Consider the following 25,654-nt stretch of genomic DNA (forward strand, 5'->3'; position numbering starts at 1 on the left):
AACGTGCCCTTCGGCGGAGGTCAGAGGGCGTCGGGACGGAGGTCGAGGCGGCGCAGGAGCTGAGCGTTGAGCGCGACGACGATGGTGGACAGCGACATCAGGATGGCGCCCACCGACATCGGCAGCACGAATCCGATCGGCGCGAGCACTCCCGCGGCCAGCGGCACCGACAGCAGGTTGTAGCCGGCCGCCCACCACAGATTCTGCTTCATCTTGCGATAGCTCGCGCGCGAGAGCCGGATGATCGAGAGCACCGAGCGCGGGTCGTCGCTGGCGAGGATCACGCCGGCAGAGGCGATCGCCACGTCCGTTCCCGCTCCGATCGCGATCCCGACGTCCGCCCGCGCGAGGGCGGGAGCGTCATTGACGCCGTCGCCGACCATCGCGACGGTGCGTCCCTCGGACTGCAGTTCGGCGACCGACGCCGCCTTGTCCTCCGGGCGCACGCCGGCGTAGAAGCGCTGGATGCCGAGCTGCGCGGCGACATCGGCGGCAACGGCCTCCGCATCGCCGGTGATCATGACCACCTGGATGCCGCGCTCCTGCAACGCGGACACCGCCTGGCGCGACTCCTCGCGCACATCGTCCGCGAGTCGCAGCGCCCCGACGGGTCGGCCGTCGACGAGCACATGGAGGATGATCGCTCCCTCGGCGCGCCAGGCCTCCGCCACCGGACGCTCCGACGCCTCACGCGACGCGAGCAGCCCGGGTCCGCCGACCTCCACGCGCCTGCCGTCGACGGTCGCGGCGACCCCGACGGCCGGCGACGACGTGAAGTCGGTCGCGGCGGGGACCGCGAGCGACCGCGCCGCGGCACTCGCGACGATCGCCCGCGCCAGCGGGTGCTCGGAGTCGGACTCGGCCGCCGCCGCCAGGGCGAGGACGCGGTCATCGTCGCCGTCGGCGTCCACGGCGGTGACGGTCGGCTCGCCCTTGGTGAGCGTGCCCGTCTTGTCGAACAGCACGGTGTCGACGGTGCGCATGGTCTCCAGCGCCAGCCGGTCCTTCACCAGGACGCCGCCGCGGGCGGCGCGCTCTGTCGCGATCGACACCACGAGCGGGATGGCGAGCCCCAGGGCGTGCGGGCAGGCGATCACGAGCACGGTGATCGCGCGGATCACTGCGTCGTCGGGTTGCCCGACGGCCGTCCAGACCACGGCGGTGACGGCGGCCGAGCCGAGCGCGAACCAGAACAGCCAGCCGGCCGCGCGGTCGGCGATCCGCTGGGCGCGGGAGGACGAGTTCTGGGCGTCAGCGACCAGGCGCCGGATGCCGGCGAGCGCGGTGTCGTCGCCGACGGCGGTCACCTCCACCCGCAGCGCCGAGTCGGTCGCGACGGTCCCCGCGACGACGGTGTCGCCGTCGGCGCGGCGCACCGGCCGTGACTCGCCGGTGATCATGGACTCGTCCACGTGGGCGCTGCCCGAGACGACGCGGCCGTCGGCCGGCACACGACCGCCGGGCCGCACCAGCACGGTGTCGCCGACCGCGAGGTCGGCGGGGGAGACGGTGACGGTGCTGTCGCCCTCCACCTTCTCGGCCTCGTCGGGGAGGAGCACCGCGAGCGAGTCGAGGGCGGAGGTCGTCTGCGCCAGCGACCGCATCTCGATCCAGTGGCCGAGCAGCATGATGACGATCAGGAGGGCGAGCTCCCACCAGAAGTCGAGCTGGTGGTCGAGCAGGCCGAGGGTGGCGCCCCACGAGGCGAGGAAGGCGACGGAGATCGCGAGGGCGATCAGCAGCATCATGCCGGGCGTGCGCGCCCGCAGTTCGGAGACGGCGCCGGTCAGGAACGGCCGGCCGCCCCAGACGAACATGACAGTGCCGAGGACGGGGGAGACCCACGTCAGCACGGCGACGTCGGGAAGCTCGTAGCCGAGGATCATCGCGAACATCGGCGAGCACAGGACCACCGGCACGGCCACGACCAGCATGATCCAGAACAGGCTCCGGAAGGCGGCGACGTGGTCGCCGTGGTCGCCGTGACCGGCGTGGCCGCTGTGATCGTGGTCGCTGTGATCGTGGCCGCCGTGCGCGTCGTGGCCGGCGTGGTCTCTGCGGGCGTGGGTGGTGTCGTCGTGGTTCATCGCGTCGACGTCGTGCCCGGTGTGTCCGCTCACGCTGTCCTCCGATCCTCGGTTGCGTGTGAAGGGGTGCCCGCGACGGCCAGCGGCCGGAACGACCGGAGCCGGAGGCTGTTGCTGACGACGAAGACGCTCGAGAATGCCATCGCGGCTCCCGCGATCATCGGGTTCAGCAGCCCGAACGCCGCCAGCGGGATCGCAGCCAGGTTGTAGGCGAAGGCCCAGAACAGGTTTCCGTGGATGGTCGCCAGCGTACGCCGGGAGAGCCGGATCGCGTCGGCCGCCGCGGTCAGCTCGCCGCCCACCAGCGTGAGGTCGGCCGCCTGGATGGCGGCGTCGGTGCCCGTTCCCATCGCGAGGCCCAGGTCGGCCGCGGCGAGCGCGGCGGCGTCGTTGACCCCGTCGCCGACCATCGCGACCCGGCGGCCTTCGCCCTGCAACCTCCGGACGACCTCGGCCTTCCCGGCCGGGAGCACGCCCGCGATCACCGTGTCGACGCCGACCTCCTGCGCCACGCGGCGGGCGACAGTCTCGTTGTCGCCGGTCAGCAGCACGGGCTCGAGCCCCAGCCGGCGCAGGCGGCGGACGGCCTCAGCGCTGTGCGGTGCGACGGTGTCCGCGACCACGAGCATGGCGCGTGCCCGGCCGCCCCAGCCGACGACGACCGCGGTCCGGCCCGACGCCTCCGCCGCAGCTACGGCCTCGTGGAGGTCGGGGCCGAGCGGCATCCCGGAGGCCGTCACGAACGATGCGCGGCCGACCACGACCGACTCGCCCTCCAGTGTCGCCGAGACGCCCAGGCCGCCGTCGGAGCGGAAGCCGGAGATCGCGGGGAGGTGACCGGACCGCTGGGCGGCGTCGGCGATCGCCCGTGCGATCGGGTGCTCGGAGGCGTCCTCCACGGCACCGGCGCGGCGCAGCGCCTCGGCCGCCTCCGCGGGGTCGTCGGTCTCGGCCGTGACATCGACCAGTGCCATCCGCCCGGTCGTCACCGTGCCGGTCTTGTCGAGCAGGACCGTGTCCACCCGCCGGGTCGCCTCCAGCACCTCCGGACCGGTGATCAGGATGCCGAGCTGAGCTCCGCGCCCGGTGCCCACCAGCAGCGCGGTCGGCGTCGCGAGCCCCAGGGCGCACGGGCACGCGATGATGAGCACGGCGACGGCGGCGGTGAATGCGGCCTCCGCCGGGAAGCCGAGCAGCAGCCACACCGAGAGCGTGACGACGGCGATGCCGATGACGACCGGCACGAAGACGGCGCTGATCCGGTCGGCCAGGCGCTGGGCGGCGGCCTTGCCCGACTGCGCATCCTCGACCAGCCGGGCGATCTGCGCGAGCTGCGTGTCCGCGCCGACCCGGCTCGCTCGGACGACGAGGCGCCCTCCGGAGTTGACGGTGCCGCCCGCGACCGTGTCACCGGGCGCGACCTCCACCGGCACGGACTCGCCCGTCATCATGGAGGCGTCGACCGCACCCGCGCCGTCAATCACGATGCCGTCGGTGGCGATGCGCTCGCCCGGCCGCACGACGAACACGTCGCCCACGACCAGCCGGTCGACAGGGATGCGCTCCTCGCGCACGTCGTCCGGCCCGTGCGCGGGCCGGAGCACCGAGGCCTCCTTCGCCCCGGACTCGAGCAGGGCGCGCAATGCCGCGCCCGCCCGCCGCTTGGAGCGCTTCTCGAGATACCGGCCGGCGAGCACGAAGACCGTCACCCCGGCCGCGACCTCCAGGTAAAGGTCGGCGCCCGCCATGCCCGGCGACCCGGCGCCGCCGAAGACCAGCGCGTACAGCGACCACACGAAGGCCGCCGAGACGCCCAGCGCGATCAGGGTGTCCATGGTGGCGGCGCCGTGCCGCAGGTTGACGGCGGCCGCCCGGTGGAACGGCCAGGCGCCCCACACGACGACGGGCGTCGCGAGCGCCAGCGCGACCCACTGCCACCCGACGAACTGCAGGGCGGGGATCATCGAGAGCAGCACGACGGGTAGGCCAAGCGCAGTGCTCACGATCAGTCGTGGCCGCAGGGTCGCGAGCTCGTCATCGGTGCGCGGCCGGCCGGCCTCCGCGTCGGCCGACCGGGGCGCCGGCAGTGCGGCCGTGTAACCGGCGCTCTCGACCTGCGCGACCAGGCGCGCCGGATCGTAGCCCGCCGGCGCGAAGACCGTGGCCTTCTCGGTCGCGTAGTTCACGCTCGCCTCGATACCCTCCAGCCGGTTGAGCTTCTTCTCCACGCGCGCGGCGCACGAGGCGCACGTCATCCCGCCGATCGTCAGCTCCAGGCGGGGCTGCGGACGTGCGGCGTCGGTGGTGGACATGGGGCTCCTCCGGTCGGGGACGGTGCGGTCGGGTCGGGCTGGCCGGTCGGCTCAGGCGCGGACGGCGGTGTACCCGGCCTCCTCGACGGCGGCGAGCACGAGGGCGTCGTCGACGGGGGCGGCCGACTCCACCATGAGCACGCCGGTGGCGGCCGAGACGTCGATGCCGGTCACGCCGTCGATCGAGGTCACTTCTTCGGTGACTGCGCGCTCGCAGTGCGCGCAGGTCATACCGTCCACCTGGAACGTCATGGTGGTCATGTGTGCTCCCTTCATATACCCAGAGGGGGTATCTCGAACGATACGACTGTATACCCACTAGGGGTACCAGTCAAGCCGTAGTGGAGGAGGCGCTCGCGCCGCAGGGTCGGCGCGATCAGATCGTGGCGAGCACCAGGTCGAGCGCGTCGACGAACCGGTCCGCGCTCTGCCGTGTGATGCACAGCGGAGGCTTGATCTTGAGCACGTTCTTGCCGTCGCCGGTGGGCTGCACGATGACGCCCTCCCGCAGCATTCGCTCGCAGATCAGGGCCGCTTCGGCCGTCGCCGGCTCGAGCGTCTCGCGGTCGCGGACCAGCTCCACCCCCAGGTAGAGCCCGAGCCCGTGCACGGCGCCGACGAGCGGATGCCGCCGGCCCAGCGCCCGCAGCCGTGCCGCGAGGTGATCGCCGACGGTCGCGGCGTTCTGCTGGAGGCCCTCGTCGCGCATCACGTCGAGCACGGTCAGCCCGACGATCGAGCTGACCGGACTGCCGCCCGCCGACGAGAAGAAGCTGCCCTCGGCCGCGAACGACTCCGCGATCTCACGACGGGTGATGACCGCGCCCAGCGGATGGCCGTTGCCCATCGCCTTCGCGACGGTGATCACGTCGGGGACGACGCCCTGCTGCTCCGAGCCCCAGAAGTAGTGGCCGAGCCTCCCATAGCCCACCTGCACTTCATCCGCGATGCACACGCCGCCACGGGCGCGCACGCGCTCGTAGACGCCGGTCAGGTAGCCGTCCGGCAGCATGAGGCCTCCCGCGTTGCCGAACACCGGTTCCGCGATGAACCCGGCGAGCGCGGTGCCCGCGGCGTCGAGGCGGGCGAGCTGCTCGTCCAGCTCGGCGAGGTAGGCGGGGCCGGAGTCCGCGCCGCGGTGCCGCCCGTGGAAGACGTTCGGCGACGCGATGAGCTCGACCCACTCCGGTCTCGTCTCGAGGGCGCGCGGGTTGTCGCCCAGCGACGACGAGACGGCGTCGGCGCCGACGGTCCAGCCGTGATAGGCCTCCGTGACGGCCAGGATGGTGCTCCGCGCGGTGTGCACCTGCGCCAGCCGCAGGGCGAGGTCGACCGCCTCGCTGCCGCTGTTGACGAGGAACACCGTGTCCAGGCCGTCCGGCGCGACCTCGGCCAGCCGTTCGGTGAAGCGCGAGAGCTCCTCGTAGTGGAAGCGGGAATTCGTGTTCAGACGTGCCCACTGGTCGCGCACGGCTTCCACGAGTCGCGGGTGCGCGTGGCCGATCTGGGTCACGTTGTTGACCATGTCGAGGTAGCTCTGGGCCTGCGTGTCGAAAAGGTGGTGCCGCCAGCCGCGCTCGATGAGGGGAGGCTCGGCGAAGTAGTGCTCCTGCACGCGCGCGAACGACGCGTCACGGCGGGCGAGTGCCTCGGCCGCATCGGGCGACGGCACGGTGAGGTCGACTCCGAACAGCTCCGACGGGTCGGGCGACACCTCGGCCCACAGCGCCGCCGGCAGTGCTGGTGTGACGAGCGCGGGAGGCCGGCGGCCGGGCACGCGGCTCAGCTGAGCGGTGATCCGCACGGCGCTGCCGATCGCCTCGCCGCGGTCGACGGAGGCGGTGGTCAGCGGCCGCGACAGGCCGTCGAGCCAGAGGTCGACGTCGTCGCCGTGCAGCAGCCACGACCCCTCGGTGAGGCGCAGCTCGCCGCCGAACGGGGCGTGCACCACGAGACCGGTGGGAGCGTCCAGCGTCACGCCGAGGGCGATGGTGGCGGAGGCCTCCGACCGGTCGGTCACGGCCCGGCTGAGCCGCGCCTCGCCGTACCGCGTGAGGGCGTGGCCGTGCTGACGGCAGATCGCGGAGAGCACGGCGTCCTCGGCGTCGGGGCGCGAGAATCGCCCTCCGTCCAGGGCGCGGCCGGTCACCGACAGGTCGGCGAGGTTCTCGTGCGTGCTGTCGACCGCGACCAGGCGGCCGAGCGCGGGTGCGCCGATGGACTCCGCAGCAGCGCGGGCGCCGAGCCGGGCGCGCACCACGGCCTCCACCTCGGCGGCGGGGAGGCGCCGGGCGACGTCGAAGGCCACCCACTCGTGCGCCCGGTTCTCGTCGGCGTAGTGGTTGTCGCCGTCGAGGGCGACCTGCTGCTCGCCGCTGACGACCAGCACGGCGCCGCGCAGCACGACGAGCGGCCACAGCGCGGCGAGGTCCACGTCGTCGAGCGGCGACTCCGCGTGGAACGCTTCGATCACGTCGAGCACCGCCAGCGGGTCGTCCGGAACGTGGTGGAGCGCGCTCGCCACGGTCGCCGCGAGCTCGGCGACCAGCCAGCCGTCGGCGACGTCGCCGAAGTCGATGACGCCGGGCCCGCCGGCCCCGAGCACGATGTTGTCGTCGGTGACGTCGCCGTGCACCGCCTGCACGCGCAGCCGGCTGCGCAGCGGTTCGAGGGCCGCGAGCGCGCGCTCGGCCGCCTGCAGCACGGCCAGGCGCTTGGCGGGCTGCGGCACGTGCTCGGCCAGCAGCTCGACCACATCGCCGCCGATGCGCGCGTCCCACTGGGTGGTCCGCGCGAGGCCAGGATGACGCAGAACGGACAGCCCCGCGGCGATGCGGCCGGAGAGCCTCCCGAGCGTGCGGAGCTGTTCGCGGCTCGGTCGCGCGACATCGGTGAGCGGGTCGCCGTCGAGGAAGCTGAGCACGCGCGCGTTCAGGATGCGGCCCCGCACCTCCACCTCCACGACCTCCGCGCCGTCGAGCGCAGGCACGACCGCCGGGATGCGCACGTCGAGCGCCGACAGCAGCTCGAGCGCGGCGTTCTGGGCATGCAGTTCGTCGGCCGAGAAGACGGGGTTGGCTATCTTGAGCACGTAACGCCCGCTGCCGGTGTCGACGAGGAAGTTGCGATCCTGGTTGCTTCCCAGCTCGGTGATCCGCCCGCTCAGGCCGAAGGCGCGCTCGGCCACGGCCGCGGCGTCGTCGGGGCCCACCTCCGGGCGGGGCAGCGAGGGCTGGGCGAGGAAGTCGGAATTCGGCACGGATGCTCCTCGGCGTGCGGACGCACGGCGCTGTCGGTCGGCGGGACGCGGTCAGTCTATTGAAGCGGACGCCATACCCGCACCCAGCGAACGCTCGGGAGGGGCACCGTAGCATCGACGCGTGAAATCCTGGAGGACAGCGGTCGTGGCGTTCGTGATCGACGCCGTGCTCGTCCTCGTGTTCGTGCTCATCGGCCGGCGCAGCCACGGCGAGGCGACCACCGTCGCCGGCATCCTCACCACGTACTGGCCGTTCTTCATCGGCCTGGTCGCCGGCTGGCTGGTCACCTGGGCGTGGCGCCGTCCGCTCGCCCTGATCTGGCCGGGCGTGCCCGTCTGGCTGATGACGGTCGCGCTCGGGATGCTGATCCGCACCTCCGCAGGGCAGGGCGTGGAGCCCGCGTTCATCGCGGTGGCGTTCGTCGCGCTCGGGGTGTTCCTCGTCGGCTGGCGGATCGCGGCGATCCCGTTCGCGCGGCGCCGCGCGCTGCGTCGGGTCTGAGCCCGTCGTCGTGCCGCATCGCCTCTTCGAGACCGCTCAGAACGCCCCCGCCACCAGCGTCGCCACCGTGTAGATCGCCAGCCCCGCAAGCGCGCCCACCACGGTGCCGTTGATCCGGATGAATTGGAGGTCGCGCCCTACCTGGGTCTCGATCTTGTCGGTGGTCTCCGCCGGGTCCCAGGCACGGACCGTCTCGGTGATGACGCTCGCGATGTCGTGCCGGTAGGTCGAGACCAGGTAGCGTGCGGCGCCGGAGATCCGTTCGTCGAGGGAGGCCCGCAGCTGAGGGTCGGCCGCGACGCGCGCGGCCGCGTCGGCGAGGGCGGCGGACGCCCGCTGCCGCAGCACGCCGTCAGGATCGCTCAGCGCATCGACCGCCGCCGCGCGCGCGGCCGACCACGCGGACGCCGCCAGCTCGCGGATGCGCGGGTCGTCGAACGCGCGCGCCTTGGCCGCCTCGAGCCGCGCGATGGTCTCGGGGTCGTGCTGGAGGCGGTCGCTGAGCTCGGCGAGGTAGCCGTCGAGTGCTCGCCGGGCGCGGTGGGCGGGATCGTTCCGCACCTCGGCGACGAACCGGCGCAGCTCCTGGTGCACCCGCTCATCGACGAGCCGGTCGACGAACGACGGCATCCACGACGGCAGCCGCCCTGAGACGAGATTCGAGAGCGCGTCGGGGTGGATGACGAGCCAGTCGTCGAGCCGGTCCAGCAGCAGGTCCACCGCGTCGTGATGGCCGCCGGACGCCAGTATCCGCACACCCAGCCTCCCGATCGGCGGCGCCCACTCCGGCTCGATGACGTGCGTGCGCACGACCGCCTCCACGGCCTCCCGCATGCGGTCGTCGTCGAGCAGGCCTGCCAGGCCGATGACAGCGCCGGAGGCTTCGGCCACCACCCGCTGCGCGTTGCCCGGCTCCATCAGCCAGCGGGCGACCGCGCCGGATACGTCGTAGGCCGCGAGCCTGGTGGCGACGACGTCGTCCGACAGGAACTCGGTCTCGACGAACGCGCCGAGGGTCTCGCCGATCTCGTCCTTGCGGGTCGGGATGATCGCGGTGTGCGGGATGCGCAGGCCGAGCGGATGACGGAACAGCGCGGTCACGGCGAACCAGTCGGCCAGCGCGCCGACCATGGCGCCCTCCGCCGCCGCGCGCACGAACCCGAGCCACGGGTAGCGGTCCTGCAGGGCGAACGAGACGGCGAAGATCACCGCCGCGACAGCCAGCAGGCTGGTCGCCATCAGCTTCATCCGCCGGAGGGCGACGCGGCGCTCTGCGTCGCGGTCGGCCGGCGCTGTGCTCACGGGCGAGGCGGTCACCGGTCGGTCACCGGACGATGTGCAGTTCGCGGCTGCTGTTGTTCAGCCGGTGCGCGCCGTCGGCGGCGGCCACGACGATGTCCTCGATGCGCACGCCGAAGCGGCCGGGCAGATAGATGCCGGGTTCGAGCGAGAAGCACATCCCGGCGACGACGCGCTGCTCCTCACCCTCCACCAGATACGGCGGCTCGTGCGTCGTCGTGCCGATGCCGTGGCCGACGCGGTGCACGAAGTACTGCCCGTAACCGGCCTCGGCGATCACCGCGCGCGCGGCACGGTCGATCTGCTGCAGCGGCACGCCGACCGCGACCGCGTCGAACGCCGCCTGCTGGGCGCGCTTGACCACCTCGAAGACCTCGTGCTCCTCGTCGGTCGGCTCGCCGACGTGCACGGTGCGGGTGGTGTCCGATCCGTAGCCGTCCATGAGGCCGCCGAAGTCGAGCACCACCATGTCGCCCTGCTGGATGATCCGGTCGCCGGCCTCGTGGTGCGGGTTGGCGCCGTTCGGGCCGGAGCCGACGATCGTGAAGTCGACCTGCGAGTGGCCGTGCTCGCGCAGCAGCCGGTCGAGGTCGGCCGCGACCTCCCGCTCGGCCCGGCCGGCGAACGGCGCCGACAGGATGTCTTCGAACGTCGCGTCGGCAGCGGCGCCGGCGGCGGCGAGCCGGTCGACCTCGTCGGAGCCCTTCACCGCGCGCAGCATCGGGAGGACGTCGGAGAAGGCCCGGAAGCGCACGTCGGGCAACTCGTCCTGCAGCGCCAGCAGGTGCATCGCCCAGGCGGAGTCGGAGATGCCGTACCTCCCGCCCGACCAGAGCTGGTCGATCAGGGGCGCGTGCTCGTCCTCGCCGTCGGCCCAGGTGACCAGCCGGATCGCCCCCGCGGCCCGGGTCGCGGCGGCGCTGTCGTGCTCGAGCACCGGCACCACCATCGTCGGTTGACCCTCGCTGGGGATGACCAGCATCGTCAGCCGCTCGGTCACTGGGGGCAGGTAGTCGGCGAAATACGCCAGGTCGGGGCCGGGCGCGACGAGGAGGGCGTCGAGGTCGGCGGCCTTGGCCTGCGCGGCTCCGCGCGCGAGGCGCTCGGCGAAGTGCTGCGCGGTGATCTCCTGCATGACGCCTCCTGGTGGGTCTGGTTCGGGCCGGTCTGCTGCGGGCGCTGTCGTCTCAGTCCTCGATAGGCCCGAGCCACGCGTTGGCGACGGTGCTGTGCGCTGACTCGGCATCGGAGGGATGGAAGATGCCGGCGAGCACGTCGCGGTAGAGCCGGCCGAGCTCACTGCTGGAGAAGTAGGTGGAGCCTCCCGAGACCCGGATGGCCTGGTCGACGACGCGACGCGCGGTCTCCGTCGCCCGGATCTTCATCCCCACGAGCTTCGGGAACCACTGCGTGCCGTGGTCGGCGAGCGTGTCGACGTCGCGGGTGATGGCGTCGAGCTGGGGGAGTAGGGCATCCTGATCGATCGCCGCCTCGGCGATGCGCCACCGGATGTCCGGGTCGTTCGCATAGCTGCGCCCGTCGTTCTTGAGGCTCTTCCTGCGGTGCGCGGCGGCGACCGCGAGCTCCAGCGCACGGGCGCCGATGCCGGTGTAGACGGAGGCGAGCAGCAGCTCGAAGTTGGCGAAGATCGCGAAGACGAGCGGATCGGGGTTGGGGCCGGGGTCGAGGCGGCGCACGATCCGGTCGGCCGGGGCCTGCGCGCCGGCGAGCACGGTCGTGCTGCTCTGCGTGGCCCGCATTCCGATCGTGTCCCAGTCCTCGCGGATCTCGAACCCGCCTCCCGTGCGCTCGATGAAGCCGTAGACGATCTTGGGCGCGTCGGCGCTCTCGGTGTCGAGGCCCATCGTGCCCAGCCGCGTCCACGCGGGGGAGAGGGAGGTGAAGATCTTGGTGCCGGTGTAGCGGTAGGAGCCGTCGGCCTGTGGGCGGGCCTGGGTCGTCGACCCGAACAGCACGAGGTCGTTGCCTGCCTCGCTCAGTCCGAAGGCGAACACCTCTCCGGCGCCGGCCTCCCGCAGCACGAACTCCAGCGAGTCGTCGCCGCGATCGCGGAGGGTCTTGGCGACGCCCGTCCAGACCAGGTGCATATTGACGGCGAGCGCCGTCGCGGGCGCAGCGCCGGCGAGCCGCACCTGGAGGCGGGCCGTCTGCTCCAGCGACAGGCCCAGGCCGCCTAGTTCGGTGGGGACGAGCGCCTTGAGGTAGCCGGCGTCGGCAAGCTCGGCGAAGTCTTCGGTGAAGAAGCGGTTCTCGGCGTCGTACTGGGCGGCGCGGGAGCGGAACCGCTCCAGCCGCTCCTCGCTCAACAGCTCGTCGTGCTCGGTCACGCTCCTCAGCCTAGGGGAGCGCGACCGGGCACGGCAGTGGGTCGCTCCGCCTCACTGGGCGGTGTAGCCGCCGTCCACCAGGTGGTAGCTGCCGGTGATGAACGATGCGGCGTCGGAGGCCAGGAACGCGACGAGGGCCGCGACCTCCTCCGGCTCGCCGAGGCGGCCGAGCGCGTGCTTGCTCTCGAGGAACTGGAGCGCCTCGGGGCTCATGTTCGCCTCCACCAGCGGCGTCTTGATGAAGCCGGGGCCGACCGCGACGACGCGCACCTTCTGGTCGGCGTATTCGAGGGCCGCGTTCTGGGTGAGGCCCAGGAGGCCGTGCTTGGCGGTGACGTAGGCGGACGAGTTCGCGAAGCCGACGGAGCCGAGGATCGAGGCCATGTTGACGATCGCGCCGCCGCCGTTCGCGGCCATCGCGGTGAGCTGCGGCTGCATCGAGTACATCACCGCGTTGAGGTTGACCTCGATGACCTTGCGCCAGCTGTCGAGCGAGTAGTCGGCGACGGGAGCGGCCTCTCCGCCGATGCCGGCGTTGTTGACCGCGATCTTCAGCGGCGCGAGGGCGTTCGCGGCCTCCACGCTCGCCGCGGCGAACGCCGGATCGGTCACGTCGCCCGCGAGGGCGGCGGCGGTGCCGCCCGCTGCCTCGATCTCGGCGACGACGGCCTTGGCGTGCTCTTCGTTCAGATCGGTGACCAGGACCGCGGCACCGCTGGCCGCGAGGGTCAGTGCCACTGCGCGTCCGATGCCCGAGCCTCCACCTGTGACGATCGCGGAGCGGTCGGCGACATCGTACTGAGCCATGGGGAATTCTCCTTCCAGATATCCGACACTTGTCGGATAACTCCATTGTACGATCGGAATGTGAACAGCGGGAAGCCGAACGGCGGACGATCGAGTGCGCCTGTGGCGAACGCGGGGAGCGTTGCAGGATTCGGCTCTGCCGATGCGCCGCGCCTCGACGCCCGGCAGGAGAAGACGCTCGCCCGGCTCAGCGCGGCCGTGCTCGCGCTCGCCGCGGAGCAGCCGATCGCCGACGTCACGGTCTCCCGGCTGGCCGCCACCGCGGGCGTCCACCGGTCGACGGTGTACGAGTACGCCGCGTCACCGGCAGCCCTGCTGCAGCGGGTGCTCCGCACCGAGCTCGACGCTCTGCGGGCCGCATACCTGGTCGACGTCGCACCCGACGATGCCGCGGCCGCGATCGGCGGGGTCACCCGGGCGGTGCTCCGGCACGTCGACGAGCACGACGCGATCTACCGCCGCGGGCTCGGAGCAGGCGGTGCGGAGGCCGGGTTGAGCGCGATGCTCAGCGAGCACTTCCAGGCCTCCATCGAGCTGCTGCTGCAGCAGAACAGCGTGAGCGTGCCCGCCGGCGACGAGGTGGAGCGGCGCGCGATCGAGCGCTACCTCGCCGACGGGATCATCGGTGCCATCGACGTCTGGCTCACCCGGCCGCGACCGCGCGACGTGGAGGCACTGCTCGCGCTGCTCGAACGCCTCACTCCGCCGTGGTGGCCGGCGCGCTGAGCGAGATGCCGTCGACGACGTCCAGGTAGGTCGGGCCGTCGAACCCGTCGAAGAGGACGGTCTGGATGACGTAACCCTGCACGAGGCTCATGTAGACCGACGATTCGCGCACGGCGCGGGCGCGGGCCTCCTCGGCCGGCATCGTCTGCGCGTGCCACTCCGTCAGGTAGTCGGTGAACATGGAACGGATCCGGTCGCCGATCTCCGAGGACATCCTCTTCAGGCCGGGGTTGATCGGCACCTGCCCCCAGACCTGCACGAGCAGCTGCACGTCGACGATGTGCGACAGGAGGCCGGTGACGAGCAGGCGCACGATCTCGCCGGGCGCGGGGAGGGGGTGCCGCGTGCGGGCCTCGGCGACCTCCAGGAACCGGGCGTCGAGGATCTCGGAGGCGGTCAGCTCGATCAGCTCGTCCTTGCTCGCGTAATGCCCGTAGATCGCGCCGGCCGAGAGGCCGGACTCGGCGATGATGTCGGCCATCGAGGTCGCCGCGAAGCCGTTGCGCGCGAAGCAACGGAGGGCGGCCTGCGCGATCTCGTGGCGTCGTGCGCTGCGGTACTCCTCGGTGACCTTGGGCATCGCGGCCTCCTTCGCGTCGGGAACCTCGGAAAAAAGAATGTTCGTTCTTGACAATAGCCGTACTGTTGTCGATTATAAAGAACGAGCATTCGTTTTTATTGGGAGGTCGTCATGAGCATCAGCACCGAGCGGGACGTCGCGCGTCCCACGTCGGAGACCGGCACGGTGTCGAGCACGGCGCCGGTCGTGCACACGCCGTGGGGGCGCGCGATCGCGCTCGCCGTAGCAGCGGCCGCGGTCGTCGTCGTCATCCTGCTGGCCTTCCTCTGGCCGACCGTGACCTCCACCGTCAAAGACCTCCCGATCGGCGTCGCCGGCCCGTCGGCGCAGGTGACCGCGGTCGAGAAGCAGCTCGACACGGCGGCCGACGGCGCGTTCGCCGTGACCTCCTGCAGTGACCGGCAGGCGGCGGTCGACGCCATCCAGAAGCGCGACGTGTACGGGGCGATCGTGCTCAGCGAGACTCCGGAGGTGCTCACGGCCTCCGCGAACGGCGCCGCGGTCGCGCAGATCCTGAACCAGGTCGCGACGACCCTGCAGACGCAGGCGAACGCGCAGGCGGCCGCCGCCGTCGAGCAGGCCATCGCGGCCGGCAAGGCGCCCGCAGGCTCCAAGCCGCCGACCATCACGGTGAAGGTGACCGACGTCGTGCCGCTGGCCTCCAGCGACGCGCGCGGCCTCGGACTGGCCGCGTCGTCGTTCCCGCTGGTGCTCGGCGGGATGATCGGCGGCGTCCTCATCTCACTGCTCGTCGCAGGCAGCTGGCGCCGCCTCACCGCGGTGTTCCTCTACGGGGTCGCGGGCGGCCTGGCGGTCACCGGCATCCTGCAGGGCTGGTTCGGCATCCTGCAGGGCGACTTCTGGGCGAACACGGTCGCCGTCGGCCTGGCGATGTTCGCGACGGCGGCGTTCGTGGTCGGGATGAACGCGCTGTTCGGCCGCGTCGGCATCGCCATCGGCGCGGTGCTGACCGTGCTGGTCGGTAACCCGCTCTCCGCCGCTGCGCAGCCGTTGCAGTTCCTGGTCGGGCCATGGGGCGCGATCGGGCAGTGGTTCGTCCCGGGTGCGTCGGTCTCGCTGCTGCGCGACCTGTCGTACTTCCCGTCGGCCGACGCGCTCTTCCCCTGGCTGGTGCTGCTGTGCTGGGCGGCGGTGGGCGTCGTCGGGATGCTCGCCGGGCACTTCCGCAACCAGGAGGTGACCGAGGCGGCCGCCTGATCCGCCGGCCGCCTGATCCGCCGGCCGCCTAGGCTGGGAGCATGCAGCAGCGAACTCTCGGACGCGCCGGGCGCGACGTCTCGGTCATCGGTCTCGGCACCTGGCAGCTCGGCGCCGATTGGGGCGACGTGTCGGAGGCCGACGCGATGGCCGTGCTCGACGCGGCCACCGAGTCGGGCGTCACGTTCTTCGACACGGCGGACGTGTACGGCGACGGCCGCAGCGAGCAGCTGATCGGCCGCTACCGCGCCTCCCGCCCGGAGCTGCCGCTGACGGTCGCGACCAAGATGGGCCGACGCGAGGAGCAGGAGCCGGCGAACTTCACGCTGGCGAAGTTTCGCGAGTGGACCGACCGCTCCCGCCGCAACCTCGGCGCGGACACGCTCGACCTCGTGCAGTTGCACTGCCCTCCCACGCCGGTCTTCTCGAACGCCGCCGTCTACGACGCGCTCGACACGCTGGTCGAGGAGGGCGCGATCGCGAACTACGGCGTCAGCGTCGAGACCTGCGCGGAGGCCCTGGAGGCCATCGGCCGCCCCGGCACCGCGTCGGTGCAGATCATCCTGAACGCGTTCCGCCTCAAGCCGCTCGACGAGGTGCTGCCGGCGGCCAGGGAGGCCGGCGTCGGCATCATCGCGCGGGTGCCGCTGGCCTCCGGGCTGCTGAGCGGCCGCTACTCGGAGACGACGACGTTCTCGGCCGACGATCACCGCAGTTACAACCGCCACGGCGAGGCGTTCGACGTGGGAGAGACCTTCTCGGGCGTCGACTACGAAGAGGGCGTGCGCGCCGCCCGCGAGTTCGCCGCACTCGCCCCGGAGGGCGCGACGCCCGCCCAGGCGGCCCTCGCCTGGGTGATCGCGCAGAGCGGCGTCACCACCGTCATCCCCGGCGCCCGCTCGCCCGAGCAGGCCCGAGCCAACGCCGCCGCGGCCGGCGTCACCCTCCCCGCCGGCTTCGCCGACGCCGTCCGGGCACTCTACGACGCGCACTTCCGCGCCACCACCCACCCCCGCTGGTAGCCGAGACGTGAGTAATCGCGGGAATCCCGGGCCGGATTCCCGCGATTACTCACGCCTCGCCCTCAGCAACTGGGATAGCCGGGAGATAAGGGGCACGGGGGAATGCAGGTCCGCGGCGGTTACGCGCACGACTCGCCACCCGAGATCCTCGAGGTGCTCTCGCCGTCGGATATCCCGGAACCACACTTCTCGGTCGACACGGTGGCCATCGCCTTCGTACTCCAGCACGATTCGTTGACCCGGAAAGGCCATGTCGACACGAGAGACGAAAGCTCCGTCGCGCCGATGGATCAGATAGTTCAACTCGGGTTCAGGCAGTCCGGCATCGAGAATCAACAGCCGTAGGCGCGTCTCGCCGGGTGACTCGGACCTGGTGCGCAGGAGCGGCAGCGCGAGGCGGGCCACGGCGATACCTCTCCGGCCGGTGCTCGATCGCACGATCTCGGCAAGAGCGTCGGGCGTCGTCAGGGGATGGCGATAGCTGATAAGCCAATCGCCCAGGGAGACCAGAGCGTCGCGACCGAGCATCCCCGCCAAGTCGAGCCACAGTTGTTCGGGCGTGGTCAGGGGTAGTCCCCGGAGCGAGACGGTCTCCCATGCTGACAATGTGTGGCCGATAACGGATGCGGCTTGCACGGCCCGCCCCGTCGCGGGAACGCTCACATGGAGCCGTTCGTCCTCGTGGACACGTGAAGGAAGCGGTGCGCCGAGTAGCTCAGCTGCGGTCATGTGGCTGAAAGCGACTTGTTCGTCGCGGTGAAGTAGGAAGGCTCGGCAACGCGATTCCAGTCCAACGTCGTGATGGGCGAGCCGCACGCCCCTGATGGGAATGTCGAGGTCCTTCGCACGGAGTCTTGCCGCGGACACCTCGTGCCCCAACGCATCCCCCGTCCGGAACGGACCAGTCATCAACTCGGTCGGCAGTGCAGCAGCTCGTCTCCCCATCCCGTCACCCTGCCCGACGCACCTCCTCCCCGCAGGACTTATCCACACGCAGCGATCGAGACGTGACTAATCGCGAGAATTGTGCGGACGATTCCCGCGATTACTCACGTCTCGAGGCTCAGGAGGGCTGGACGGGGACCGGCTCGGTGTCGGGGATGGGGGAGGCGTCGCGGCCGCGGAGGTCGGGGTGCACGCGCACGGCGAGGGCGGGGACGAAGAAGCCGACGAGTGCGAAGACGCCGGCCGCCCAGAAGGCGCCGACGGGACCGTTGGCGTCGATCAGGAAGCCCGCGAGTGCGGAGCCGAGCGCGGCGCCGATGAGCTGGCCTGTGCCGACCCAGCCGTAGGCCTCCGCGGTGTCCGAGAATTTGACGCTCGCCGAGACGATCGCGAACAGCACGGCCAGCGCGGGCGCGATCCCGAGGCCGGCGACGATGAGCGTGAGCGACAGGCCCCACCACGACCACAGCATGAACGTGGAGATCACGACGCCGACGAACACGATCAGCATGCGGCGTGCCGTCGCCCAGGGCCCGATCGGCACGTGTCCGAAGGCGAGACCGCCGACGAGCGAGCCGAGCGACCAGATGGCGAGGACGATGCCGGCGAACGGAGAACCCTCGCCGAAGTTGGCGACGACCCCGGCCTCCACCGCTGCGCACGACCCGATGAGCAGGAAGCCGACGACCGTCGCCAGCAGCACGGGAGGCCGCGCGAGCACCACGCCGAACCGTCGCTTGCTGCGCGGGATGCGGACGCGCCCGACCTCGGGGGAGGAGATGAACCAGAAGCCGCCGAGCAGCATGATCGCGACCGACATCAGGATGCCCTCGACGGTGCCGATCTGGGTCGAGACGAACGTGATCGCGACAGGCCCGGCGATCCAGATGATCTCCTGCGCGGAGGCGTCGAGCGAGAACAGCGGGGTGAGCTGCCGGGAGTTGACCATCTTCGGGTAGATGGTGCGCACCGCGGGCTGGATGGGCGGCATGCTGAGGCCCGCGAAGAACGCGACCGCCATGGTGACGGGGATGGGCATCACGAACACGCCGATCGCTGCGACCGCGACCGAGCAGAGCGCGAGCGTCGTCCAGAGGACCGTGCGCATGCCGAGGACGCCCATCAGCCTGCTGGTCATGGGCCCGGCGATGGCCTGGCCGATGCTCATCGCGCCGAGCACCAGGCCGGCCGCTCCGTAGGAGTGGTGGATGCGCTCGATGTGGAGCAGGAAGGCCAGCGAGAGCATCCCGAACGGGAACCGGGCGGTCAGCTGCGCAGCGATGATGCGCGCGACGCCGGGCGTCTTCAGAAGGCTCGAGTAGCTGCTCACAGTCTTTCCACTCTATCGGTCGGAACGGCCCGGGGAAGGGGTGTGAAACCCGTTCGAGGGGGTGTGGAAATGTGCATAACTTTTTCACACCTGTGGATGACACGCCCACTAGATATGGGGGCATGGAAATGTCGGTACCCGGCTATATAGTGGTTCACGCGACAGGGGGTCCGGCCGATTCTCGGGGAGGCCGGAGGCTGTCGCGACGGACTTCGCCGCTCGACCGAGCGGCACTGCGTGAACTCAAAAAACTGTGTGAACCCAAAAAAGCGGGAAGAGGGAGAGATAGTGGCTATCACTGTTGTGAAGCGGAACGGCGAGCGGGAGCCGTACGACGCCAACAAGATCAATCTGGCCATCGAGAACGCGGCCGCCGGCCTGGATGAGAACATCACCTGGGTCACGCAGATCGCGAGCGAGCTGGAACTGACCCTGTTCGACGGCATCACGACCCAGCAGCTCGACGAGGCGGTCATCCAGGTCGCTCTGCAGAACGTCAAGGACGACCCCGCGTTCGACACCGTCGCCGCACGCCTCCTCCTCAAGACGATCTACAAGCGCGTCCTCGGCGACTACGAAGGCTTCGACGCCTTGGTCGACCTCCACACGAGCCACTTCCGCGGCTACATCGAGCGCGGCGTCGCCGAGACCCTCCTCGACTCGCGTTTCACCTCTCTCTTCGACCTCGACCGCCTCGCGGGCTACCTCGACCCGTCGCGCGACGAGCTGCTGAAGTACATCGGCGTCGTCACGCTCAACAACCGCTACGGCATCAAGGCCCGCAACGGCGACTCGCTCGAGGTCCCCCAGTACTTCTGGATGCGCATCGCGATGGGCCTCTCGCTCAACGAGGCCAACCCCACCGAGCACGCCATCGCGTTCTACGACAAGATGTCCAAGCTCGAGTACCTCGCGGCGGGCTCCACGCTCGTCAACGCAGGAACGGCGTACCCGCAGCTCTCCAATTGCTTCGTCATGGAGATGCAGGACGACATCGAGCACATCGCGAAGTCGGTGCGCGACGTCATGTGGCTCACCAAGGGCACCGGCGGCATCGGCCTCTCGGTCACCAAGCTGCGCGCTCAGGGCTCGCCCATCCGCTCCAACAACACCACCTCCACCGGCCCGATCCCGTTCATGCACACCATCGACTCCGTGCTTCGCGCGGTGAGCCGCGGCGGCAAGAAGTTCGGTGCGCTCTGCTTCTACATGGAGAACTGGCACCTCGATTTCCCCGAGTTCCTCGACCTCCGCCAGAACTCCGGCGACCCTTACCGTCGCACCCGCACCGCCAACACCGCTGTGTGGATCAGCGACGAGTTCATGAAGCGCGTGCAGAACGACGAAGACTGGTACCTCTTCGACCCGCTGGAGGTCTCGGACCTCAACGAGCTCTACGGCAAGGAGTTCTCGGCCCGCTTCCAGCACTACATCGACGAGGCCGAGGCCGGCCGTCTGCGGATGTTCAAGAAGATCAGCGCCCGGGCTCAGTTCAAGGACATCCTGATGAGCCTCCAGACCACCAGCCACCCGTGGCTGACCTGGAAGGACACCATCAACAACCGTGCGCTCAACAACAACACGGGCACGATCCACCTCTCCAACCTCTGCACCGAGATCACGCTGCCGCAGGACCGCGAGAACGTCTCGGTCTGCAACCTGGCCTCCATCAACCTGTCGCGTCACCTCATCGACGGAAAGATGGACTGGGAGCGCATCGAGGCGAGCGCCCGCCAGGCCGTGCGCCAGCTCGACAACCTGATCGACATCACGGTCTCCAGCGTCGACGAGGCCGACTTCTCCAACCAGCAGAACCGGGCGATCGGCCTGGGCGTCATGGGCTTCACCGACATCGTCGAGCGCCTCGGTTTCAGCTACGAGAGTGAAGAGGCCTACGCCCTGATCGACGAGATCATGGAGCACGTCTCGTACGCGGCCATCGACGAGAGCGCCGACCTGGCGCAGGAGCGCGGCGCGTACCCGAACTTCGAGGGCTCGCGCTGGTCGAAGGGCCTGGTGCCCTACGACTCGATCGCGCTGACGGAGGCCGACCGCGGCATCCCGATCACGGTCGACCGCACGATCCGCCTCGACTGGGACCGCCTGCGCGAGAAGGTCAAGGGCGGCATGCGCAACGCCACGCTCATGGCGATCGCGCCGACGGCCTCCATCGGCCTGGTCGCCGGCACCACGCCGGGCTTCGACCCGCAGTTCTCGCAGATCTTCAGCCGGTCGACCTCCTCGGGCAAGTTCCTCGAGGTCAACCGCAACCTGGTCGAGACGCTGCAGGAGCGCGGCATCTGGCAGGATGTCCGCGAGGCGATCCTGCGCTCGCAGGGCGACATCCAGGGCATCGCCGAGATCCCGGACGAGGTCAAGGCCACGTTCAAGACGAGCTTCCAGCTCTCGCCGTACGCCTTCATCGAGGTGGCGGCCCGCGCCCAGAAGTGGATCGACCAGGCGATCAGCCGCAACATGTACCTCGAGACGCGTGATCTCGGCGACATGATGGACATCTACTACGCCGCGTGGGAGAAGGGTGTGAAGACCACCTACTACCTGCACATGAAGCCGCGTCACCAGGCCGAGCAGTCGACCGTCAAGGTCAACAAGGCGGAGGAGATCTCGGGAGGCCGCAAGGGCTTCGCGACGGTCGGCGCCGGCGCCCCGGCCGCAGCCCCCGCCGTCACCGAGACCGCGCCGGCTGCTGCTCCCGCTCGCCGCGGGTTCGGCTTCGGCGGCCTGACCTCCAACAGCGCAGCTGGGGGTGACAAGTGATGAACAGCACCAAAATCGAGGAATACTACGTGCCGGTCGACCCGATGGACGACCTGCAGTGCGAGTCCTGCCAGTAGCCCGCCGCCGACGACGATAGAGAAGAGACACACAGATGGGCATCCTGGGAACGGGAATCGAAGAGGGCCTTCTGCTCAAGCCGGTGAAGTACCAGTGGGCGATGGACCTCTACGACCAGGCCGTCGCGAACACCTGGTTCCCCAACGAGATCCAGCTCGGTGAAGACATCGCGGACTTCAAGAAGATGACCGACGAGGAGCGTCACGCGGTCACCTTCCTGATGAGCTACTTCAACCCGAACGAGCTCCTGGTGAACAAAGCGCTGGCGTTCGGCGTGTACCCCTACATCAACGCGGCCGAGGCGCACCTCTACCTCGCCAAGCAGATGTGGGAGGAGGCCAACCACTGCATGTCGTTCGAGTACGTCCTCGAGACGTTCCCGATCGACCGCGAGCAAGCGTACAACTCCCACGTCGACATCCCCTCGATGGCGAAGAAGGAGGAGTTCGAGGTCAACTTCATCAAGCGGATGACCGAGCAGGCCCTCGACATCACGACCACCGAGGGCAAGCAGGACTTCATCCGCAACCTGGTGGCGTACAACGTCATCCTCGAGGGCATCTGGTTCTACTCGGGCTTCATGGTGGCGCTGTCGTTCCGCCAGCGGAACCTGCTGCGCAACTTCGGGTCGCTGATCGACTGGGTGGTGCGCGACGAGTCGTTGCACCTCAAGTTCGGCATCAACCTGATCCTCACGGTACTGGAGGAGAACCCCGACCTGCAGACGCCGGAGTTCGCGAACGAGATCCGTCAGATGATCCTGGACGCCGTGGAGATGGAGGAGCAGTACAACCGCGACCTCCTGCCCGGCGGCATCCTGGGCCTCAACGCCAACTACATCAACCAGTACGTCAAGTACCTGGCTGACCGCCGCCTGGAGGAGCTCGGCTTCGAGGCCGAGTACAAGGTCTCCAACCCGGCCAAGTGGATGGCGACCGCCAACGACACGCTCGAGCTGGTCAACTTCTTCGAATCGACCAACACGTCGTACGAGTCGAACGCGAAGGCATCGAGCGGTCGCTGAGATGACGCTGCGGAACTCTCCGCTGATCACCGCCGCCGCGCTGGACGTCGCTCTCGGGGCCGATTCCCTGTGGAGCCGTGCCGGCCGGCGGCGGTCGTCGTTGCGGGTGCTGGATGTGCGCTGGAAGCTGGGCGGCCCTCCCGGGGCCGAGGAGTTCGCGAAGGGCCACATTCCGTCGGCGGTATACGTCGATCTGGACACCGAGCTCGCGGGCCATGGTGTCCCGACCGATGGGCGGCACCCGCTGCCGGCCATCGCCGACCTCCAGGACGCGGCTCGCGGGTGGGGGCTCAGCGACGGCGACACCGTGGTCGTGTACGACGACGTCTCCGGCACCTCTGCTGCGCGGGCCTGGTGGTTGCTGCGGCACGCCGGCTTCGAGGACGTCCGCGTCCTCGACGGCGGACTCGCCGCCTGGATCGCGTCAGGCGGCTCCGTGGAGACCGGCCGCACCGTGGTCGCGCCGGGTTCCGTCCACCTCGAGTACGGTCGGCTGCCTGTCCTCGACGCCGACTCCGCTGCGGCCGTAGCGGAGCATGGCGTGCTGCTCGACGCGCGGGCCGGTGAGCGATTCCGCGGGGAGGTCGAGCCCGTCGACCCGCGCGCCGGTCACATCCCGGGCGCCGTCAGCGCACCGACGGCCGACACGATCGGTCCTGATGGCCGGATGCTGCCTCCCGAACAGCTCGCCGACCGCTTCGCCGCCCTCGGCGTCGACCAGAACACGCGCACCGGCGTCTACTGCGGCTCCGGCGTCACCGCCGCGCATGCCGCCCTGGCGATGGAGGTCGCGGGCCTGCCGATCCCGGCGCTCTACCCGGGCTCGTTCTCGGCGTGGTCGAACGACCCGGCCCGCCCGGTCGCGGTCGGAGCCGACTGAGTGCAGGGAGCCGGCCCGCTACCCCTGTGGTGTAACACGTCGACACAGCCCGTGCGCTTCTCAGGGCGCGCGTCTATCGTTCCTGCATGACCGCGCTCGACCTGATCCCCTCCTCCGCCTCCGGGAACCTCCCGTTGGGCGAGGTGTGCGACTCGGCAGCGGCGCTGATCGGCAACACCCCGGTGGTCGAGCTGCACTCCCTCCCGGCCGGTCTCGAGGCCCGCGTGCTGGTGAAGCTCGAGGGCCGTAACCCGGGAGGCTCCTCCAAGGACCGCATCGCGCTCAACATGATCCGCTCGGCCGAGGCGGCTGGCGCGCTCGCCCCCGGCGGCACGATCGTGGAGGCGACCAGCGGCAACACCGGCATCGGACTGGCACTCATCGGCCGGCTCACCGGTCATCCCGTCGTCATCGTGCACGCCGCCGACATCTCCGACGAGAAGCGCAAGGTGCTGGCGGCCTACGGCGCACGCCTGGTGGAGGCCGACTGGGAGGCCGGTCCCGACGACCCCGCCAACCCGCGCGCGGTCGCCGACCGCATCGCCGCGGAGACCCCCGGCTCGTGGCGTCCCGCCCAGTTCGCGAACACGGCGAACCCGGAGGCGCACTATCGCGGCACCGGCCCGGAGATCTGGCGGCAGACCGCTGGCCGTGTGACGCATTTCGTCGCGTCGATCGGCACCGGAGGCACCGTGAGCGGCACCGGCCGCTACCTGAAGGAGGTCAGCGGCGGAGCCGTCCAGGTGCACGGCGCGAACCCCTCAGGCTCGACCTACGGCGGCGGTGCGGCCGGCCGCATCCTCGTCGACGGTGTCGGCACCGCGTGGCCGCGCGACTTCTGGCCGGGCACCTTCGATCCGGAGGTGGTGGACCAGGTCCACACCGTCGAGGATGGAGTGGTGTACCGAACACTCCGCCGGCTCGCCGCCGAGGAGGCCCTCCTGCTCGGCCCGTCGTCGGCGCTCGCCGTCGCCGCGGCCCTGCGGGTGGCCCGCGAGGCGCAGCCGGGCTCGATCGTCGTGGCGATCGCGCCGGATGGCGGGACGAACTACCTGACCAAGGCGTACGACACCGACTGGCTGACCGCCGCCGGTGTCGGCGTCGACTGACGCGCGCAGCAGAGAGACGCAGCAGAGAGACTCCATGGCACTCCTTCACTTCGGCTGGTTCCTCGGCGCGGGCTTCGGCGTCCAGGGCTGGGGCGACCCCACGTACGGCATCGGCTACGACTGGAGGCAGCCTCCCGTCTACCAGGATGCGGCGCGTGCCTTCGAGGGCGCCGGCTTCGACCTGTTCATCATCGAAGACGGCGTGGCCGTGCCCGACACCTATGGCGGCTCGGCCGAGGTGAACCTGGCGGCCGCGCGATTCGTGCCCAAGCACGACCCGCTTCCGCTCGTGCCGTACCTGCTCGGTGCGACCAGCCGGCTCGGGATCGTTCCGACGCTCAGCGCGAGCTTCTACGAGCCGTTCACCGCCGCGCGCCTGCTCAGTACCCTGCAGCATTTCGCGGGAGGCCGGCTCGGCTTCAACGTGGTGACCAGCGGCTCCGACCTCGCTGCGCAGAACTACGGCCTCGACAAGCAGGTCGAGCACGACCTCCGGTACGACCGCGCCGACGAGTGGGTGGAGGTCGTCCGCAAGCTCTGGCGCAGTTGGGAGCCCGACGCGATCGTCGAAGACGTCGCGGGCGGCGTCTTCGCCGATTATCGCAAGGTGCACACGATCGACCACGAGGGCCGCTTCTTCAGCGTCCGCGGGCCGCTCAACACCGCGCCGGCGGCCGAGGAGCCGGTGATGGTGCAGGCGGGCGCGTCGGGCCGCGGCCGCGACTTCGCGGGCAAGAACTCGGACGTGGTGCTCGCGCTGGCCTCCACCCCGGAGCGGATGCGCGAGTACCGCGACAGCATCCGCGCCGTCGCCGTGGCCAACGGCCGGGCCGCCGACGCGGTGAAGGTGCTGTTCGTCGTGCAGCCGATCCTGACGGCGAACGCGGCCGAGACCGCGAGCGTCCGTGCGGGGCGCGCCGAGCTGACGCAGGCGGCCGTCGACGAGCAGCTGCAGTCGATCAGCTACCTGACCGGGGTCGACTTCAAGACCTTCGACCTGGACGCACCGCTTCCGGAGATCACCACGAACAGCAACCGAGGCACGCTCGACAACTTCGTGTCGTCCGCGCCCGCGGGGTCCACGCTGCGCGAGATCCTGCAGACGCGCGCCAAGAAGGACGGCCTGGCGATCATCGGCACCGCCGACGAGGTCGCCGACCATCTGGGCGAGCTGGGGGAGGCGGTCGGCGGCGACGGGTTCCTGTTCACCGGGCAGGTGCATCCCGCGAACGTGCACCGCACGCTCGACCCGCTGGTGCCCGCCTTGCGTCGACGCGGCCTGCTGCGCCCGGAGCTGGGCGACGGCGGTCTCCGCCGCAACCTGGCGGACTTCTGACGTCGTGACGGCTC

Annotated in this window: 20 protein-coding genes; 9 read left to right on the forward strand and 11 right to left on the reverse strand. The window is 70.5% G+C overall.

Features of this window, described 5'->3' with window-relative positions; translation table 11 throughout:
* Nucleotides 1-20 precede the first annotated feature (20 nt).
* The 4 genes from AC0HS0_RS01830 to AC0HS0_RS01845 form a co-directional block, all read right to left on the reverse strand.
* A complete protein-coding gene (locus tag AC0HS0_RS01830; RefSeq protein WP_472962090.1) occupies nt 21-2,087 on the reverse strand; it encodes a heavy metal translocating P-type ATPase in 2,067 nt (688 codons plus the stop codon).
* Nucleotides 2,088-2,116: 29 nt separating this feature from the next.
* Nucleotides 2,117-4,399, reverse strand: coding sequence for a heavy metal translocating P-type ATPase (locus AC0HS0_RS01835; RefSeq protein WP_472961244.1), 2,283 nt, complete (start codon nt 4,397-4,399; stop codon nt 2,117-2,119).
* Nucleotides 4,400-4,450: 51 nt separating this feature from the next.
* Complete coding sequence (locus AC0HS0_RS01840; RefSeq protein WP_472961246.1) at nt 4,451-4,660, reverse strand: heavy-metal-associated domain-containing protein; 210 nt, start codon at nt 4,658-4,660, stop codon at nt 4,451-4,453.
* Between the two features lie 115 nt (nt 4,661-4,775).
* The gene (locus tag AC0HS0_RS01845; protein WP_472961247.1) at nt 4,776-7,658 is read right to left on the reverse strand and encodes an aminotransferase; all 2,883 of its coding nucleotides are present in this window, start codon (nt 7,656-7,658) and stop codon (nt 4,776-4,778) included.
* Nucleotides 7,659-7,779: 121 nt separating this feature from the next.
* Between AC0HS0_RS01845 and AC0HS0_RS01850 the strand changes: the two genes are divergently transcribed.
* Nucleotides 7,780-8,160, forward strand: a complete 381-nt coding sequence (locus AC0HS0_RS01850; RefSeq protein ID WP_472961249.1) for a DUF3054 domain-containing protein — start codon at nt 7,780-7,782, stop codon at nt 8,158-8,160.
* Between the two features lie 36 nt (nt 8,161-8,196).
* On the opposite strand, the gene AC0HS0_RS01855 is transcribed toward AC0HS0_RS01850, so the two are convergent.
* From AC0HS0_RS01855 to AC0HS0_RS01870, 4 genes are read right to left on the reverse strand one after another with little or no spacing between them, the layout of a single operon-like run.
* Nucleotides 8,197-9,477 (reverse strand): DUF445 domain-containing protein, encoded by a 1,281-nt coding sequence (locus tag AC0HS0_RS01855; RefSeq protein WP_472961250.1) that lies wholly within the window; start codon nt 9,475-9,477, stop codon nt 8,197-8,199.
* 7 nt (nt 9,478-9,484) lie between these two features.
* Entirely contained in the window at nt 9,485-10,594 is a 1,110-nt protein-coding gene (locus AC0HS0_RS01860; protein WP_472961252.1) for a M24 family metallopeptidase, read from the reverse strand.
* Nucleotides 10,595-10,646: 52 nt separating this feature from the next.
* Entirely contained in the window at nt 10,647-11,807 is a 1,161-nt protein-coding gene (locus AC0HS0_RS01865; protein ID WP_472961254.1) for an acyl-CoA dehydrogenase family protein, read from the reverse strand.
* 51 nt (nt 11,808-11,858) lie between these two features.
* On the reverse strand, nt 11,859-12,614 hold the full coding sequence (locus AC0HS0_RS01870; RefSeq protein ID WP_472961256.1) for an SDR family NAD(P)-dependent oxidoreductase: 756 nt from the start codon (nt 12,612-12,614) through the stop codon (nt 11,859-11,861).
* A gap of 60 nt (nt 12,615-12,674) precedes the next feature.
* Between AC0HS0_RS01870 and AC0HS0_RS01875 the strand changes: the two genes are divergently transcribed.
* The gene (locus AC0HS0_RS01875; RefSeq protein ID WP_472961258.1) at nt 12,675-13,340 is read left to right on the forward strand and encodes a TetR/AcrR family transcriptional regulator; all 666 of its coding nucleotides are present in this window, start codon (nt 12,675-12,677) and stop codon (nt 13,338-13,340) included.
* Here the strand turns inward: AC0HS0_RS01875 and AC0HS0_RS01880 are convergent.
* Nucleotides 13,312-13,920 (reverse strand): TetR/AcrR family transcriptional regulator, encoded by a 609-nt coding sequence (locus AC0HS0_RS01880; protein WP_472961260.1) that lies wholly within the window; start codon nt 13,918-13,920, stop codon nt 13,312-13,314. The two genes, AC0HS0_RS01875 and AC0HS0_RS01880, sit on opposite strands and share 29 nt — an antisense overlap.
* Nucleotides 13,921-14,031: 111 nt before the next feature.
* Between AC0HS0_RS01880 and AC0HS0_RS01885 the strand changes: the two genes are divergently transcribed.
* Nucleotides 14,032-15,138 carry an ABC transporter permease gene (locus AC0HS0_RS01885; protein ID WP_472961262.1) on the forward strand — a complete coding sequence of 369 codons (1,107 nt, stop codon included), beginning with the start codon at nt 14,032-14,034 and terminating at the stop codon, nt 15,136-15,138.
* Nucleotides 15,139-15,179: 41 nt separating this feature from the next.
* Nucleotides 15,180-16,160, forward strand: coding sequence for an aldo/keto reductase (locus AC0HS0_RS01890; RefSeq protein ID WP_472961263.1), 981 nt, complete (start codon nt 15,180-15,182; stop codon nt 16,158-16,160).
* 45 nt (nt 16,161-16,205) lie between these two features.
* Here the strand turns inward: AC0HS0_RS01890 and AC0HS0_RS01895 are convergent, their stop codons facing one another.
* Together AC0HS0_RS01895 and AC0HS0_RS01900 are read right to left on the reverse strand one after the other, a co-directional pair.
* Nucleotides 16,206-16,889, reverse strand: a complete 684-nt coding sequence (locus AC0HS0_RS01895; protein ID WP_472961265.1) for a hypothetical protein — start codon at nt 16,887-16,889, stop codon at nt 16,206-16,208.
* A gap of 334 nt (nt 16,890-17,223) precedes the next feature.
* A complete protein-coding gene (locus AC0HS0_RS01900; RefSeq protein WP_472961267.1) occupies nt 17,224-18,435 on the reverse strand; it encodes an MFS transporter in 1,212 nt (403 codons plus the stop codon).
* Between the two features lie 288 nt (nt 18,436-18,723).
* On the opposite strand from AC0HS0_RS01900, the gene AC0HS0_RS01905 reads away from it, so the two are divergent.
* The 5 genes from AC0HS0_RS01905 to AC0HS0_RS01925 all read left to right on the forward strand — a co-directional run bounded on the left by AC0HS0_RS01905 (nt 18,724) and on the right by AC0HS0_RS01925 (nt 25,640).
* Complete coding sequence (locus AC0HS0_RS01905; RefSeq protein WP_472961268.1) at nt 18,724-21,213, forward strand: ribonucleoside-diphosphate reductase subunit alpha; 2,490 nt, start codon at nt 18,724-18,726, stop codon at nt 21,211-21,213.
* A gap of 112 nt (nt 21,214-21,325) precedes the next feature.
* The gene (locus tag AC0HS0_RS01910) at nt 21,326-22,315 is read left to right on the forward strand and encodes a ribonucleotide-diphosphate reductase subunit beta (protein ID WP_472961270.1); all 990 of its coding nucleotides are present in this window, start codon (nt 21,326-21,328) and stop codon (nt 22,313-22,315) included.
* A gap of 1 nt (nt 22,316) precedes the next feature.
* Nucleotides 22,317-23,195: a sulfurtransferase gene (locus AC0HS0_RS01915; protein ID WP_472961272.1), complete on the forward strand. Its 879-nt coding sequence runs from the start codon at nt 22,317-22,319 to the stop codon at nt 23,193-23,195.
* An 86-nt stretch (nt 23,196-23,281) separates the two neighbouring features.
* On the forward strand, nt 23,282-24,304 hold the full coding sequence (locus AC0HS0_RS01920) for a PLP-dependent cysteine synthase family protein (protein WP_472961274.1): 1,023 nt from the start codon (nt 23,282-23,284) through the stop codon (nt 24,302-24,304).
* Nucleotides 24,305-24,338: 34 nt separating this feature from the next.
* Nucleotides 24,339-25,640, forward strand: coding sequence for an NtaA/DmoA family FMN-dependent monooxygenase (locus AC0HS0_RS01925; RefSeq protein ID WP_472961276.1), 1,302 nt, complete (start codon nt 24,339-24,341; stop codon nt 25,638-25,640).
* Nucleotides 25,641-25,654 lie beyond the last annotated feature (14 nt).

The sequence above is a fragment of the Leifsonia sp. PARNA 1/14 genome, from assembly GCF_055720965.1.